Annotated in this window: 15 protein-coding genes; 13 read left to right on the top strand and 2 right to left on the bottom strand. The window is 35.8% G+C overall.

What is annotated here, in order from left to right:
- Positions 1 to 53 precede the first annotated feature (53 nt).
- Entirely contained in the window at positions 54 to 1,412 is a 1,359-nt protein-coding gene (locus BUA71_RS01110; RefSeq protein ID WP_072875876.1) for an FAD-dependent oxidoreductase, read from the bottom strand.
- 220 nt (positions 1,413 to 1,632) lie between these two features.
- On the opposite strand from BUA71_RS01110, the gene BUA71_RS01105 reads away from it, so the two are divergent.
- The 7 genes from BUA71_RS01105 (at position 1,633) to BUA71_RS01080 (ending at position 7,991) form a co-directional block, all read left to right on the top strand.
- Positions 1,633 to 1,878, top strand: a complete 246-nt coding sequence (locus BUA71_RS01105; protein ID WP_072875874.1) for a hypothetical protein — start codon at positions 1,633 to 1,635, stop codon at positions 1,876 to 1,878.
- Between the two features lie 348 nt (positions 1,879 to 2,226).
- Complete coding sequence (locus BUA71_RS01100; protein ID WP_072875872.1) at positions 2,227 to 2,868, top strand: flavin reductase family protein; 642 nt, start codon at positions 2,227 to 2,229, stop codon at positions 2,866 to 2,868.
- 456 nt (positions 2,869 to 3,324) lie between these two features.
- A complete protein-coding gene (locus BUA71_RS17455; RefSeq protein WP_139277046.1) occupies positions 3,325 to 3,480 on the top strand; it encodes a lmo0937 family membrane protein in 156 nt (51 codons plus the stop codon).
- Between the two features lie 187 nt (positions 3,481 to 3,667).
- Complete coding sequence (locus tag BUA71_RS01095) at positions 3,668 to 4,345, top strand: hypothetical protein (protein WP_072875870.1); 678 nt, start codon at positions 3,668 to 3,670, stop codon at positions 4,343 to 4,345.
- A gap of 98 nt (positions 4,346 to 4,443) precedes the next feature.
- On the top strand, positions 4,444 to 4,935 hold the full coding sequence (locus BUA71_RS01090) for a YdcF family protein (protein ID WP_083572011.1): 492 nt from the start codon (positions 4,444 to 4,446) through the stop codon (positions 4,933 to 4,935).
- Positions 4,936 to 5,185: 250 nt separating this feature from the next.
- Entirely contained in the window at positions 5,186 to 6,049 is an 864-nt protein-coding gene (locus BUA71_RS01085; protein ID WP_072875868.1) for a cupin-like domain-containing protein, read from the top strand.
- Between the two features lie 724 nt (positions 6,050 to 6,773).
- Positions 6,774 to 7,991 (top strand): serine hydrolase domain-containing protein, encoded by a 1,218-nt coding sequence (locus BUA71_RS01080; protein WP_072875867.1) that lies wholly within the window; start codon positions 6,774 to 6,776, stop codon positions 7,989 to 7,991.
- 50 nt (positions 7,992 to 8,041) lie between these two features.
- Here BUA71_RS01080 and gntA read toward each other — a convergent pair whose 3' ends face one another.
- Positions 8,042 to 8,701 (bottom strand): guanitoxin biosynthesis heme-dependent pre-guanitoxin N-hydroxylase GntA, encoded by a 660-nt coding sequence (gene gntA / locus BUA71_RS01075; protein ID WP_072875866.1) that lies wholly within the window; start codon positions 8,699 to 8,701, stop codon positions 8,042 to 8,044.
- Between the two features lie 521 nt (positions 8,702 to 9,222).
- Here gntA and BUA71_RS01070 point away from each other — a divergent pair.
- The 6 genes from BUA71_RS01070 to BUA71_RS01045 all read left to right on the top strand — a co-directional run bounded on the left by BUA71_RS01070 (position 9,223) and on the right by BUA71_RS01045 (position 16,489).
- Positions 9,223 to 11,067, top strand: a complete 1,845-nt coding sequence (locus tag BUA71_RS01070) for a PLP-dependent aminotransferase family protein (protein ID WP_072876833.1) — start codon at positions 9,223 to 9,225, stop codon at positions 11,065 to 11,067.
- A gap of 628 nt (positions 11,068 to 11,695) precedes the next feature.
- Positions 11,696 to 12,514, top strand: a complete 819-nt coding sequence (locus BUA71_RS01065; protein WP_072875865.1) for a universal stress protein — start codon at positions 11,696 to 11,698, stop codon at positions 12,512 to 12,514.
- Between the two features lie 199 nt (positions 12,515 to 12,713).
- Positions 12,714 to 13,667, top strand: coding sequence for a hypothetical protein (locus BUA71_RS01060; RefSeq protein ID WP_139277045.1), 954 nt, complete (start codon positions 12,714 to 12,716; stop codon positions 13,665 to 13,667).
- Between the two features lie 440 nt (positions 13,668 to 14,107).
- On the top strand, positions 14,108 to 14,686 hold the full coding sequence (locus BUA71_RS01055) for a TetR/AcrR family transcriptional regulator (protein WP_072875863.1): 579 nt from the start codon (positions 14,108 to 14,110) through the stop codon (positions 14,684 to 14,686).
- Between the two features lie 83 nt (positions 14,687 to 14,769).
- Positions 14,770 to 15,765 (top strand): NADP-dependent oxidoreductase, encoded by a 996-nt coding sequence (locus BUA71_RS01050; protein WP_072875862.1) that lies wholly within the window; start codon positions 14,770 to 14,772, stop codon positions 15,763 to 15,765.
- 19 nt (positions 15,766 to 15,784) lie between these two features.
- Positions 15,785 to 16,489: a type 1 glutamine amidotransferase domain-containing protein gene (locus BUA71_RS01045; protein ID WP_072875861.1), complete on the top strand. Its 705-nt coding sequence runs from the start codon at positions 15,785 to 15,787 to the stop codon at positions 16,487 to 16,489.
- The last annotated feature ends 41 nt before the right edge of the window (positions 16,490 to 16,530 follow it).

Below are 16,530 nucleotides of genomic sequence, written 5' to 3'. Positions count from 1 at the left end.
TGAATGCCCGGAACTCAAAAAAAGATTAAATAATACCGTAATTGCAAATCTCTCTACGAGGTTTTAACTTCCTTTGCCAATAAATCTAAAATAGTACGCTCTACTTCTTTAGAATCCCACCGTTCTTCTATAGCTGGAAGCTGCATCACCTTATCCATTATTTTACGTTGATAGTCCCCTATAGCTAATGCTTCAGCATAAGATTTATCTGAAAAGGTAACCCGGGAATACAGCGGCACCCAGGCATCGGGATGCTTATCGGCAAAGTTTTTTTCAATTTTCTTCCGAAGTAAAAAATCAGGATCGGCTGTTTTGCTGCTCATTTCTATAAAATTACGATAGCTCAATTCTGCTATGGCATCAGCATTTGGTTTCCGGTCATTTTGATATTCCTTAAAAATTTGTTCCCAATCATCACCGTATTTTTCCATCTTTTGATAGAGCACTAAAATATCTTCAAAACCGGCGTTCATTCCCTGCCCGTAAAAAGGCACCACGGCGTGGGCAGAATCCCCCACCAGGGTCACTTTCTCCCAATATGACCAGGGAAAGCATTTAATAGTAACCATGGAGCTTGTAGGGTTTTTAAAGAAATCACGTTTTAGGTTTTCGATTTCTAAATTAATATCGGGGAAATGTTCTTCAAAAAAAGCGGTAGCCTGAGTTTCGGTTTTAATGCTTTCAAAAGAAATTTCTCCTTCAAAAGGCATAAATAAAGTACAGGTAAAGCTGCCGTCTAAATTTGGCATGGCTATTAGCATAAATTCGCCCCGGGGCCATATATGAAAAGAACCTTTATCCAGCTTATGGCTTCCATCTGCATTGGCGGCAATACGCAGCTCTTTGTAACCTACGTCTATAAAATGCTGGGAATAATTAAAGCGGCTTTGTCTCTGCATCTTATGGCGCACCCGGGAAAAGGCACCATCGGTACCAAAAATAAGATCGAATTCATATTCCTTCCACTCCCCTTTTTCGCTCTCGCCGGTATATAATTTTGCTTCGGAAAGATTGATGTCCCAAACTTTTTCCTCAAATCTAAATTCAGCACCTGATTCCTCAGCAAGATCAATCATTTTCCTGTTGAGTACACCACGGGAAATCGAATAAATAGCTTCTTCTTCTTTCCCGTATTTCTGAAAATATAAAGGCTTATCAGCCACGTGCAATGCCCTTTTATCTAAAGGAAGGGCCAGTTTTTTTATCTCCTCTTCAATACCAACTGCCCGCAAGCTTTTCCACCCCCGGTTAGACATCGCTAAATTGATAGACCTTCCTGAAAACTTAACCTTTCTCACATCTGGCCGGCGATCAAAAACCTCAACCTCGTGACCGGCCTTTCTTAAATAAATAGCCAGTAAGGATCCTACCAGGCCAGAGCCTACAACGGCAATTTTCTTTGGTGTTTGCATAAAAGGAAAGAATATTTTTAGCTACGAAAATACTTAATTCTATTGACTTTACTCTCTTTCAAATTGGTCAGGAAAATATATTAGATAATAGCCTGGCCTGGATCATAATTACTTAACCAGTTCCTAAAATTAATTTAAAAGTCCTTAAATCAGGGTTAATTGCACTTTAGATGTGTAAAGAATAACCTAAATTAATTTATTAATTCTAAAACATAATAAAATGGATCAGGCTAAAATTGATCAAATGCGAGCTACCTTAAACAAATTAGAGGATATTAAAAACAGCCAGGAAAGCATTCTCGATAAAATAAACCACGTAATCACCGACTTATTTGAACATCCCGATAAGGAGTTGGAAAAGACTATGAATGCTGCGCACCAAAAATCTTCAGATAATGTAGATTCCGTGCGGGAAGCCATGGAGGAGTATGAAATGCGGATCAATAAATTAGAAAATCAGGATTAGAGGTAAAAACTTAAATCCTTGTGATGTATCAGCTATGATAATTCACTGAATTTCAGAACATATTTTCACGCAGATAACACAATAAAAAAACGTATAGTTTTAAATATCACTGCTTTAAGTCTTTAAACCCCTATGCGAACAGCCTGGCGAGCTTTGCATGATGTTTTTAAAAAAATTGATTATCAGTTAATTGTAGGTAAACCTTGATTTCGGATTCACATTAATTAGTTGCAAAACTTTTAAAAAATTAGGTGCTTAGACTATTTCAAAATAATAAGAATTAGCACAGGCTTCTTAACCTCGATCACAGAAACTTTTTCTAACGACTTTATTTTAAACTTATTTTTTATGAAACATATTACCGCTAAAGAAATTGAAAGGATGGAGAAGGTCTATCGTTTAAACTTAATAAATAGCGTTACGGGATATAAATCTGCTAACCTTATTGCTACAAAATCTGAAAAATCTGGGATAAATGTGGCGGTTTTTAGTTCGGTTACCCATTTAGGTAGCAACCCCGCTTTATTGGGTTTTGTTACCCGCCCCACCCAGGATGTTTCCAGAAATACGTATAAAAATATTAAAGAAAATAACTATTTTACGGTTAACCACATTCAAAAGGATATGATTGAAAATGCACACCAAACAGCCGCAAAATATGAAGAGGATATTTCTGAATTTCAGCATACCGGTTTGAAAGAAGAATATCTGGATGACTTTTTTGCGCCTTATGTAACCCAATCTAACATCAAATTAGGGTGTGAATATGTCAATGAATATGCAATTAAAGAGAATAATACCGTTTTAATTATTGGCGCTATTAAACACATTTATTTTGACGAAGGCATCCAGGCTACAGATGGATGGTTGCGATTGGACGATGCAGAAACAGTGGCAATTAATGGCCTGGACGGTTATGCTTTGCCAAAACTTTTAGACCGTTTCCATTATGCGCGTCCCGGGCAGGAAATAAAATCCTTTTTTAAGTAAAAGATTAATTCTGAAAAATGCATTTAAAGACGTATTGAAGAATAAACTAACTATAACTGGTTTAAAGATTTTCCATTGACTAAAAAATCATCTATTTACGTCTATTTTCGTTTTTAATTCTTCTAAAACGAGCTTTAACTAATAAAAAAGTCTATAAATGAACAAAACCTCACTGATTTTAGCTGACTTAAAGATTTTAGAAGAGTTCTATTCATTTTATTAAAATATCATGAACACTTCAGTTTTTCTAGCCTACCTTTAAAAAACAGCTATTGTAAATTACAAGCTCGAAAAATCACAAACAACCCTCATAAATTTTAACATCTGCGTTAAACACTCGTTAAATTGTTTTTTGTATTTTACCTTAATATCTAAATTCGTTTCGAAATAGATTATTCATTAACACTAATCAACATTAACCAAAGTAGCGTTTAGCTACTAAAAAAACCAATCAAAATGAGAGATTTAGTATGGCTTATCGTAGTATTATTAATTATTGGATGGCTTGTAGGATACTTTGCATTTCCAGATTTGGGTAGTATTATCCACATCCTAATTGTGATAGCGGTTATTCTAATAATTTATAAATTATTAACCGGCAGAAGATTGTAATCTTAAAAAATTGATGAAGAACAAAACCTTTGAAGCAAATTCAAAGGTTTTGTTGTTTTTGCTAAAAAGATAAATACTATTTTAAATAAGAGTTTTGTATATTTAAACAGCATTGTTCGGTAATTAGGACCGGGTTTTCTAGAAGTTATCGAACAATTACAGTACGTAAAACTAAAGAAAATAGAAAATGAAAAAATTATTACTTCTCAGTTTTTTAAGCATTGGTCTTTTAAGCTGCAAAAACAATAAAAAAGCAGAGGGCATGGATTTAGATGGAGCCAATGCCTCTAAAAAAATTGAGCAGCAAATCGCCGAGGCTCATGGACTTAACAATTTTAAAAATGTAAAGGAGATTCAATTTACATTTAATGTAAAATCTGATGATTCCTTGCGCACCAGCCGCTCCTGGACATGGAAGCCACAAACTGATGAAATAAGGTTAACCGAAGGCGATATTAGTCGCACTTATACGAGAAAAAACAATTTGAATGAAGAAGAAAAAAAGATGGATCAAAAATTTGTGAACGATTCTTACTGGCTTTTATTCCCATTTCAAATGGTTTGGAGTGACGCAAATATTTCTGAAGAGAAAATGGGAAATGCACCTATTAGCAAAAAAGAAATGAATTATTTGGAAGTTTCTTACGGTGATAACGGTGGTTATACCCCCGGTGATACTTATGTAATTTACTATGAGGATGACTTGCTGTTACAGGAATGGATTTACAAATCGGCCGATGGTAATCGTGAAATGCCGACTACCTGGGAAGATTTTGAAGACTATAAAGGTTTAAAAATATCAAAATCACATAAATCGCCAGATGGTGATTTTGAATTGTTTTTTACCGATGTAAAAGTGAAGTAAGTTTTACACATATTTCTTGAAAAACTAAAGCCACGATCTTATTTTTAGTATCGTGGCTTTTAGCATCAAAATAAATTGAGATTAATAAAAACTAACTAATGAAATCACATATCCTGATTACCCTGGGAGCTCCCAACAGTCCGGAGGGAGCATTGAGCACTATTTCCAAAACCCGTCTGGATTACTGCAAAGCCATATTTAAAAAAGGTCAATTAATTTTATGCACCGGCGGTTGGGGGCCACAATTTAACACCGCCGAAAAACCCCACGCAGAATATTGCAAGGAATATCTTATCCATAAAGGACTATCAGAACAAGATTTCACCGAAATAGCTTTGTCTAAAAACACCGTGGATGATGCCGTAAAGATCAAGGCTATTTTATCTAACTTAGGGCAAGTAAAACTCACAATAATTACTTCCAAATTTCACGTAGAACGAGTAAAATTGATATTTAATGAGATTCTCGCCAATTATGAGATGGAATTTAAAGGTGTAGATAGCGGGTTAAAAAAGACAGAATTAGCAGCTTTAGAAAAACACGAACAACAAGCCATTGCTACAATAAAACAAAACGGATTGTATTATTAGGAACTGCTCTTTAATTAAAAGTTAAAGCCATTTAGACTTCTTCTGTGGACAAATTCAATTAAACGTTCATTGAAAACATCGTTACTACACCAGGCCCCATCCAATTAATTCTTCATTAATCTTTTGCTGTATTCTAAACTGATTTTAAAATTTCATCCTGCTTGCACGTCAGGACTTATGTAAATTACTTAGGTTTCATTTAACAAGCCGCAGCTTAAATGTTTTGTAATTTTGTAGTTTTTAAGACACTATGCAACTACAACAAATAGATCGGGTAAAAACCATAAGTAAGGAAGATTTTATCAAAAATTATTTTAAACCTCAAAAACCGGTGGTCATTGAGCGGTTTGTTGAAGATTGGCCGGCTTTTAAGAAGTGGGACCTTGACTATATGGCAAAAGTTGCCGGAGATAAAGAAGTCCCTTTGTACGATAATAGGCCTGTGAGCCACGAAGATGGTTTTAACGAGGCACACGCCACGATGAAAATGAGCGAATATATTGCTTTGCTAAAAAGAGAACCTACCAAATATCGTATTTTTCTTTGGAATATTTTAAAGGAAGTACCGCAACTTCAGGAAGATTATTCTTATCCAGATTTTGGTATAAAATTAATGAAAGGCTTACCTATGCTGTTTTTTGGCGGGGAAGATAGTTATACCTTTATGCATTATGACATAGATCTAGCCAATATATTTCATTTTCATTTCCACGGAAAAAAGGAGGTTATTTTGTTTGACCAAAAGCAGAATGATTACCTCTACAAAATCCCGCACTCTTTAATAACACGGGAGGATATAGATTTTGCAAACCCAGATTACAAAAAATGGCCAGCACTAAAACAAGCTAAAGGTTTTAAAACTCATTTAGAACATGGCAATGTTTTATATATGCCAGAAGGATACTGGCATTATATGCGCTACTTAACCCCCGGCTTTTCTATGAGCCTTCGCGCTATTGCTCGTAATCCTAAAAACCTGGGAAAAGCCGTTTATAATATTATGGTGATGCGTCATTTTGATACCATGATGCGCAAGTGGAAAGGTCAGGATTGGATTGATCAAAAGAATGAAAAAGCGATTACCAGGACAAATGCGAAATTAGGCCTGGATTAAATTTCATGATTAAAGAATAGCTAAATATCTTATTATCATTTGTTTCTTAAAATTACGAGAAAAATCAAGCTTGTCGAAGCTCTCAACACACCTCGTTTCAATATGATTTTTACAGACATTTATTAAGTTTATCGAAGTGCGGTCATCAACGTAAGCTTTAATGTTTTGATTTGCAATCAATAGCGTCCTAAACGTTTTCGGTGATATTTTGTAAGAACCTATTTTAATTGGGTTTCGTTAGCTTTTTAAAATGATTGGGATAATTTTTAGTAGGACGATTTCTTCGGCCTATCGAAAATTTATCGTAAAATTTGAAGTGAAAATTCCGTAAAATTTTAGGCTGTTTGAGCCAAACGAATTTTTCAAATTTATACTAAAGGTTATTAGCGAGTTCCTAAAATTTAGGGATTGAACGATAAATTTAGATAAAGTTTCGTAAGCCTAGACTTTTTTGTTTCTTTTTTGGGCAATGCAAAAAAGAATAAATAATATTAGAAAGTTTAAAGATAAATTGTGTGCTAATATTAATTAGGACATTACTGGTTTGCAATATATTATTCTTTTAATAAATACCTCCCCCTCTTCAGCAAAGCTGATTTCATCCTCTCCTTTAAAATGAAGAGAGCCGAGTGACTGAGAAATGCCATTTTGAAAAAAACCCACTTTTATTTAGGCTGTAGAGTTTGCTATATTTGCGCGGCAGACATCAAAATTTTAAAGTACTATGTTGATAAAAAAATACTTCCTTTGCTTTCTATTTTTAACGCTGGTAAGCTTCAGCATTCATGCACAGGATTGCCAAAGTTTAGAAGCGCGATTAGATCTTGAAGAAAGAGCAGCGATACAGGGCGAAACCATGGGACAGAAACTTGAAAGCTTGCTTTTTTGGTCGCAAGAAGAAAAAGAGCGTCGCTTTCCTATAATGCAAAATATCTTCCCGAGTATTCACGTTCCCACCGGTTCCCGGGTTTATCCATTAAAAGAAAGAGAAAATATCACTCCGCAGTGGCAGGATAAGACCACGCTAAATTCTTATATGAAAGAAAACCATATTGGTGGGGTAATTGTGTTGCAAAGCGATGAGATTAAATTGGAGAAATATGCAGACGGGGTGGATAAGGAAACGCTTTGGACTTCCTTTTCCATGGCGAAATCGGTTTCCTCTATGCTACTGGGCATAGCTTTAAAAGAAGGCGCTATTGAAAGCCTGGACGATCCTTTAGAAAAGTACATTGAAGCCTTTAAAGGGTATGACTACGGAAAAGTAAGCGTTCGACAATTGCTCACCATGACTTCCGGAATTGCCTGGAACGAAGATTACACAGATCCAGACGCCGATGTCGCGCAAATGTACCAGCATCCTTGCGAAGGGAATGAATCTCATATTTTAACCTATATGAAAGCTTTAAAATTTGAACATCAACCGGGTACTCACTGGAATTACAGTACGGGAGAAACCGATTTGGTTGGAATCTTAATTCAAAAGGCAACCGGCAAATCCCTTTCAGAATACCTTTCAGAAAAAATTTGGCAGCCATGGGGCATGGAAAATTGTGCGTATTGGCTTGCCGATGAATGCAGTAATCTGAATATTGGTGGAAGTGGCCTCTCGGCGAGTTTAAGAGATTATGCACGTCTTGGAACCGTCATGTTAAAAAATGGAAAGCACGAAGATACCAGTCTTTTTTCCGAAGAATATTTAGAAAATGCTACTTCACTTTTATATGAAACGGATGATAATGGAAGTGGCTATGGCTATTTATGGTGGCGTTTTAAAGACGGAAGTTATGCTGCGGTTGGGATTTTTGGCCAGATGATTTATATCAATCCGCATAAAGATCTTGTAATCGCTCAATTCGCAGCCTGGCCAAAAGCTACATCAGATGAGCTTACCGAAAAACGAAGAAGCTTTATCGATGCTGTAGAACGGGAAATTAAATAAGAAATTCTGCTATAGAAAATGTTCTAAAAAATTTAAATATTCAAGAACTGCTAATATTTATGAAAAGGACATTTCCAATCTTTGCCTACTTTTCTACCACTGTATTGTTTAGCTTCACTCCCGGCACCAAAATCTTGCATCATGGGGTTTACAGATCCTTGCAAAGCTTCATCCCGGTCCCGAATGCGATCACGAACAGTTTCATAACTTCCCATCTCCCGTAATTTTTCAAACTGCCAGTGCAAATTAAAAACTATTGCTGGGAAAGGGCTTTGTCTCGCAAGCCTGGAACTATTTGGGTGAAGTCCTACAATATAAAATGCCCGGTTATAAAGACTAAAACTAAACGAATCATCATTTACATCGTCACTTACGCTTGGGTCCCAGGCTTCTTCATCTAAGTTGTGTAAATGCTGAAGTTGCTGCCAAAGCATTTTTTCAAATTCTTTCTCAGAAAACTTCTCTTCATTCTCAAAAGCTGCGATAAACGTAAAAAAATCATTCGAAGTAAAATCATAATTCTTAAGATATACTTTTAAATCCCTCATGATTAGTTTTCCGGTTTCTTCTGAACCAAAATTGGAATAGGAGTGAAAATCTACGCTATCCATTTTGAAAACGGTTTGCGCCATTATACATGGGTGATTTTCTTTTATGATAAAATCATGAAAAGCAGTTAACATAGATTCTTTTTGCGCGTTGTGGGCCATGATTGGAATACTATTTATTGAACTCGTTTAAAAATTGACTAATCAACAACCTCGATCAAAGGGTACGAGGTATCCTTACGAAGAAAGTTCTTTTATTTCGAGGCAAGCCCCAAGGGAATTAAACCTTTGGCTATCGCCCCGCGATTAAACCTGTCCTCTAAATTTTCAAAAGCTAAGCATTTAAAAACTTAGAAGCTAACAAAATTAGTGACTTCTCACTGTTGAGGTTAATGCATTTCAAATTAAAATTAGCTCAACACTAAATAGTGATGATTAGATTTAAAAGTGACCATAAAACCTCAGGATAAACGTTAAAAAAAGACTACTAAGACTCCAGGATACTAAGAAAAACACAATGGGTATCTTAACGCATTCTGTGATCTTATGTCTTAATAGCAAGTAAGCGCAAGTTTTCTTAATTCCAGATAGCTTTATACTGAAAAACATTAGAATAAAAGCTCTTCCAAGGTTTTTAAAAAGTGGATTTCATGTATATTATCGGCCTATCTAAACTGATACTTATGAAAGACGATAAAATGCTGAATTATATTAGTGAAGTAATTGCAAATATGCCTACCGATTGGTTAAAACTCACCACGCACCGATTGGATATTTATGATGAAGAATTGGCGAAAACTCAATTTTTAGAACATTTTGAAAATTTATATCGTGAAAATATCGCAGAAACCTTTGCGTTGCAAAAGTTACCCACGGCCTACGATTATATTCGCCTGGGACACCCATTATCCTGTATTCTGGAATGGGCGATAGCAAAATCTAATGACCTGGATCCTGAAAATGTAATTGCTTTTCAGTCAAAAACAATTCCGGTTTTGGCCATTCTTAGAAAAAACCTATTAGACCAAAAAAATACCCGAATCCTTTATACAGATAAACTGCCCGAATTTTTTGATGTGGAAACATTGCGTGAGGTTTATGGCTATTCATTTGATTTGAAAAAGGTGAAAACAGTAGAGGAAATTTCGTCGTTTGATGGTAGTACGGTTTTTATCTCTCAGGATGCTCAAGTTTCAGAAGTGAACCTTTCCTCAAATATCGATTTTTTCATCAATTTACAGTCAGACCTGGGTAGTGTTTTAGTAATGGATGGAAAGCAGGATAATGCTTATGTTTCAGAAATTCAACACGTAAGAAGAAGGGAAACTATTGCTATGACCCCCGCCAATTGTCTTGCTGCGTTAAAGCTACTCGTGGGCAAATCTTCAGCTAAAAGTAAAGAAACCGAAATTGGCACCAAAAAAAATCAGGTTACCAATTCCATAAATGAAATTACCGGTACAAGTTCAAAAGTATTGGTGGCTTCCTGCGGACTTTCCATGCAGTATGCGATTATGATGGGCCTCGTTCACGAAGCTTTAGAAAAACATAAAGGAAAAGAAATTAAATTTATTGTTCCTCCCAATTGTTATGGTGGGACAAACGACCAGGTTAGACGGGTTGCCGCTTGTCTTGATCGAGTTGAAGTGCTGGATATGCCCGTAGATGGTGATAACGATATGGTGCAAAGCATCGATACCGTTTTAGAGAAAGTTGCCCGGGAAGATGCTGTCCCCTATATTATTGCAGAGATTCCTACAAATCCCAGGGTTGAAGTTCCAAACCTGAAAGACTTAAGAGATGTACTACAGGAAAAACGTAAGACCTCAACGGACAAAGTGGCTATTGAGCCCGTTTTTATTTTAGACCAAACGTTTTGTCCCAACGTACAATTTCTGGCCAGTGATGGAATACTCTCCGCAATTAGCAGCATTTCATACGTAAGCGGATCTAAATTTCCCAGTGGCGGAAGATGTACTGCCGGTTACTGTGTAGCCAATAATAAAGCTGCCAATTTATTGGATAAAGTAGAAGAGCACCTTGTACTTTGTGATAATAAAGCAACAAATCTTCAGATGGAAATATTAGCAGAACAATTGCCTACCATGAACCAGCGGATTAAAGATGCCTATAAAAATACGCGTGAATTTGTGAGTTTTATCCAGGAGAATTTACCGGAAGCTAAAATAAATTTTGTTTCTGAACAATTGGCAAACCAAGGATTTACCCCATCGGTTTTCTCATTAGACCTTCCCACGAAAGGAGATACTGCTGAAGAAAGGGAAGCTTATAAAAGAGCATTAAACCTAAAACTGATTAATATGATGATTCAGGAAATTCCCAACGAAAGCAAATATTGTGTGAGTTATGGGCAATTAAATGGATGTTACTGGACTATTCCTGCCACTTCTACCCAGGGAACCACCAAGGAAGCTGACAAAGATTACATTGCCCGTGTATCACTATCGCCAAATTTAGATTTGGAACGTCATAAGGAGGTTTTTCTAGACTTTGTAAAACAAATATAAACGGGACGGGGACGATTAGCCCCTTCCCTATTTTTTTTAGCCCAGAAGCAAAAATTACGCATTTTTTCTTCTGAAGTTTAAGGTTTACAATCAAATACCCGGAATTTCACAGGTATCAATTCACTTAGGAGTGATTTGTTGACGGTTTTTTTCGATACTTTCTTATACCAAAATTTAGAATAAATCAGGGAAAAACTAGCTATGTTGCTGTTTATTCTTTGAAATCATTATGGTGCGTTAAAGAAACAATCCCGCTAGTTATCGGGACGCTTTGCTGCAAGAAAATAGAGAAAACACTAACTAACTAACTAAGAGTCCTGCTTTTTCATAAATAATATCCTTCAACGACCTCTTTTAGGCGAAAATAGCAAGAAGAATAATTATGAAACCGCTTTTAGACATTGTTTTAAAAGAGAATATGCTAATTAGTTTTATTTTTATGGAACGTCAATGATTATATTTGAAAGGTTTTCATAATAATATTACCGTTTTATATATTTGGTAAATTGGTTTTTTGTCAGTGGTTTAACAACAATCAGTTTTGATGGTTAATGGATAAAAAATGCTCTTAAAGATTGATTGAAAAGAATGATTATCCAGGCACAAGTGCATTTTAAAATTTTACAAAATGAAAAAAAGATTTATTATACTAATTGACTTTTCAGCATCTTCAACAAACCTCATTAAGTATGCTTGTGAGTGGAGTAAGGAGGTAAATGTAGAACTTTTGTTAGTGCACCAGACCCTTGTTTTAAAACCTTCTCTTACCGACACGCAAATTAGACAACAACTTACACAACAAACCAATGATGAAGCTTTAAACAAGTTAAAAGACCTCGCGAAGAAACTTATTCCACCTACGGTTAAGGTTTCGTTTTATGTTTCTGAAGAAAATTTACAACTTAGCCTGCCTAAACTTCTATCGGAACCTTTTGACAACCTAATTTTTTCAGGAATAAAAAGAAAAGGTTTATTCAAAAAGTTACTTCTTCCTAGTGTAACCCTTCAGATAATTGATGCTATAGAAAATATTACTGTAGCGATGCCTGTTGAAATTAATACATTTTCTCACGAAAAAATTTTTGTGGCAGTAACGGAAAAACATCCTTTGAATATTCTGGAATTAAACAAATTTTTGAGTTTTATTGATCGTGATAATACAGAAATTATCTTTTTTCATTTAACGAAACCCTATGAAAAAACGGTGGATATAGAAAAACATCTTCGGGAATTATCAGGGTTATTTGTAGATAAATACAATACGTCATTTGCGATATATGAAGGGAACGATCCCTTTAACGACATTAAGAAAGTTATAAATAATAAAATTGACGAGTTGCTGATTGTACAAAAAGGTTCGCGCCTCCTAACAGATCAGCTCTTTAGAAAGTTTTTAATTGATGAGCTAGTAAATGAAGGGCAAACCCCATTAGTTGTTTTACCATAAGAAACTAAAAAGTTTTCATTAATAATTTCCTTAAGGATACCATTTCTATATCCTGGCCTAAAGTTCCATTTTTTGGTAGTCGGTCTCTAGTTTACCAAAAAATAGCAGTATTTTAGTAGCAAAACAAATTCCCGACAAAACTTTGGTATTTACTTGATTACAGGTTTAAAAAACATAACATGTTGAAAATCCCCCTACTATGAACATCTATAAATTTAAAGGAATACTCATTGGTTTATTCCTATCATTTGCATTAACGTCTTGCAGCAATGACGACAAAGTTTCAAGCATAAAACCTTCAACCCAATTGATTGAAATGGAAGCTGAAGGCGGGGCTACAGCAGTTTCTTTTAACAGTGCTAACTGGTATATAGCTGCAGTACTTAACCATAACGGCGATGTTAATATTCAGGGAGAGACCTACTCGCAAGACGGGGAATTAACAAAGGAACACTCTTCATTATCACTGGAAGGCCAGGGAAAGATAGAAGCTTTGTGGAATAATAAAGGCTTTATAATTACCAAAGATTCGCCATCCTCGCTTAAAATTTGGTTAAAAGAAAACAGCACAGGTGAAGAATTTGGCTTTACTGTAATAATAAAGTCGGGAGAGGAAGTAAAAGAAATTGAGGTATTTCAAAAAAAATCACAGGGTTATGAGTTTGATAGCATAACCTATAGTTTAAAAGAAGAGGATGGCGATTCCATTTTTGTAAAAAAAGGAACCACCGTTTATAATTTTAATATTCCGGAACCTCAGGAATTTTCTTTCTCCCCTTATGGAGGAATTGATGTTCATAACCAATCTACGTTTCATAGCAACGAGGAAGATGCGTTTGTATGGTTAAAAAAGGACTCTATAATGCTTGAAGTCCCTACAGCCATTAATAATGGTGAAATTTACCGTAACGGGGAAAAAAGCTTATACAGTGACTATTCAACAAAAAAACCGCACGGTTTTGAGGCCATGAAAACCGTTACTGTCCCCGCCGGTGAATCTGCATTTTTTACCGAACAAGAATGGCGCAAGCGTCAGGTTTCTTATAAGCTTCGTTTAATTAATAATAGAACTAGAGAAAAAAAAATTATAGGAGGAAAGTGGACAGAGGTAACCCCTACGGGAGAATATACTGTACAATGGAAGAAAAAATAGTTTTAACCTGAAGCAAAGCCGTAGAATTTCAACAAAAATAAAAGCAAGTAAAAAAAATAGACTTCAACTACCCTTTCTGTAAAGAAACTGCGAATTTAGAAGCGTCTTACTCCCGTTTAGAATAAAGTTATAATAGTTCAATTGCGTAGTACACTACTGGCCTAAGTAAGCGTAAAAAAAACTGAATTCTTAGCAAACAATACTGTTTAAAGCCGTTTCAATCCATCCTGATTTTGTCACAAAACTTCCCGAAGATTAAATCTTACAATTAAAATATTGTTAAAGAACACATTTTCTAATGAATGAACGTTCATTTTTTATAATTTTGCCTTGTGAAGATAGTTAATTCCGGTTTAGAAAGATTTTTATTAATGCTGAAACAAGGATAACTAATCAAGTTCTAAACCAATAAAGAAACTATTTAAAACAGCATTGAAAAAATGGAGAAAAAGGAAAAAATAACCGATAAAAAAACGGCGCTTTTAGACGCCACCTTAAACCTGGTCAACAATCACGGCTTTCACAAAGCCCCGATGTCCAAAATTGCAAAACTAGCCGGAGTTGCGCCAGCCACCATATATCTTTATTTCGAAAACAAGCAAGATTTAATCAATTCCCTGTATTTAACGGTTAAAGCCTCTTTTAGTGAACACGCATTTAAAGGCTACGAAGATGGTCTTCCGGTTAAAAAAGGATTTGAAATTATATGGTATAATATCGCCGATTATAAATTAAATAAAATCGATGAGGCTACCTTTTTATCACAATGTGACAACACCCCAATAATTGATGAGGCTGTTGCAGAAGAAGGATTAAAACATTTGCAGCCCCTACTCGATTTATGGGAAAAAGGCAGGAAAGAGGAAATCGTTAAACCGCTTTCCAATTATATTCTTTACGCTTATACAGTCTATCCTTTATCGTTTTTATTGGCTATTCAGGAGAAAAACTATTATAAATTAAATGATGAAATGCGTCAAAAAGCCTTTCAAAGTGCCTGGGATGCCATCAAAATCTAAAAAAATCTATCCAAAAAAATGAATGAACGTTCATTAATAAATTATTTTCGAATTCAAAATTAAGTAAACTCTAAAAAAATAATATGAATAAGACCATTCTTTTAAATAATCGTCCAAACGGAAAACCACAAGAATCCGATTTTAAATTTACAAACGAAGATACCCCTGAAGTTACAAGTGGAGAAGTTCTTTTAAAAACCAGGTACGTTTCTGTAGATCCTTATATGCGAGGCAGGATGAGCGATGCTGACTCTTATGTTGAGCCTTTTCAATTACAAAAACCAATTAATTCCGGCATCATTGCTGAAGTCATAGAATCGAAAAATGACTCTTTTTCCAAAGGTGATTTTGTCTCCGGAATGTTAGACTGGAAAGAATACCAAACCAACAACGGCAATGAACTGCTCAAGGTTGATGCAGATAAAGCGCCCTTATCGGCTTATCTCGGAATTTTAGGAATGACGGGCTTAACGGCTTATTTCGGGTTGACCAAAATTGGAAATCCCCAAAAAGGCGAAACCATCGTTGTTTCAGGAGCCGCAGGTGCGGTAGGTACTATAGTAGGCCAAATTGGGAAAATCCTGAGCTGTCGAGTGGTTGGCATCGCAGGAACTGATGAAAAAGGAGAAATGCTTAAATCTAAATTCGGTTTTGATGCGGCGATTAATTACAACACAACGGAAGATATGACCAAAGCGATTGCTGATGCCGCGCCTAACGGTGTTGATGTGTATTACGATAATGTGGGCGGAACAATCTCAGACAGTGTTCACGCCAATATTAACCGTTTTGGGCGCATTGTAGTGTGTGGTGCAATTTCGCTATACAACAGTACTTCCATACCTACTGGTCCGCGTGTGGAGCCATTTCTGATTAAGAAAAGCGTATTAATGCAGGGTTTTATTATTGGCAATTATGCCGACAAATTTCCCGAAGGTATGGACAAGCTATCACAATGGCTGAAAGCTGAAAAGCTCAATTTTTCAGAAACCATTGTAGAAGGTTTTGACAATATTCCCAACGCCTTTTTAGATCTTTTTGAAGGTAAAAACAAAGGTAAAATGATCGTTAAAGTATAATTTTTAAAGTACTAAATTTATGACAAATACAAAGCAACAAAAAATATTAATCGTTTTAACGTCTCACGAAGAATTAGGAGACACCGGCCAAAAAACAGGATTTTGGATTGAAGAGTTTACTACGCCCTATTATCATTTAATAGATAACGGCGCGAAGGTGACGCTGGCTTCTCCAAAAGGTGGTCAGCCACCAATTGATCCTACCAGTGCACAGGAAGAAAATCAAACAGAATCGACGAAGCGTTATAACAAAGATGAGGCTTTGAAGGAGCAGTTAAAATCCACGCACAAACTCTCTGAGGTATCTGCAAAAGATTATGATGCGGTATTTTATCCGGGAGGCCACGGACCTTTGTGGGATTTGGCTGAAAGTGAAGTATCGTCCCAATTGATTGAAGACTTTTACAAAGCCAACAAGCCGGTTTCCTTTGTTTGTCACGCTCCGGCCGCCTTGAAAAAGGTAAAAGGTGAATCGGGCGAACCTCTGGTAAAAGGCAAAAACGTCACCGGCTTCACAAATTCTGAAGAAGATATCGCTGGACTTACCAAAGTGGTTCCTTTCTTAGTAGAAGATATGCTCAAAGAGAAAGGTGGAAATTATAGCAAAGGAAATGACTATGAGGAATACGCCCTGGAAGATGGCTTGCTTATTACCGGGCAAAATCCGGCATCTTCAGAAAAAGTAGCCGAATTATTGCTGAATAAATTAAACAATAAAAATTAAGCTCTTAGAAGTCTATTCCGAAGAGAATAGCGCTATGGAAC

The organism is Salegentibacter echinorum (genome assembly GCF_900129445.1).
GTDB lineage: Bacteria > Bacteroidota > Bacteroidia > Flavobacteriales > Flavobacteriaceae > Salegentibacter > Salegentibacter echinorum.
This window is presented reverse-complemented; position numbering and strand designations above follow the sequence as displayed.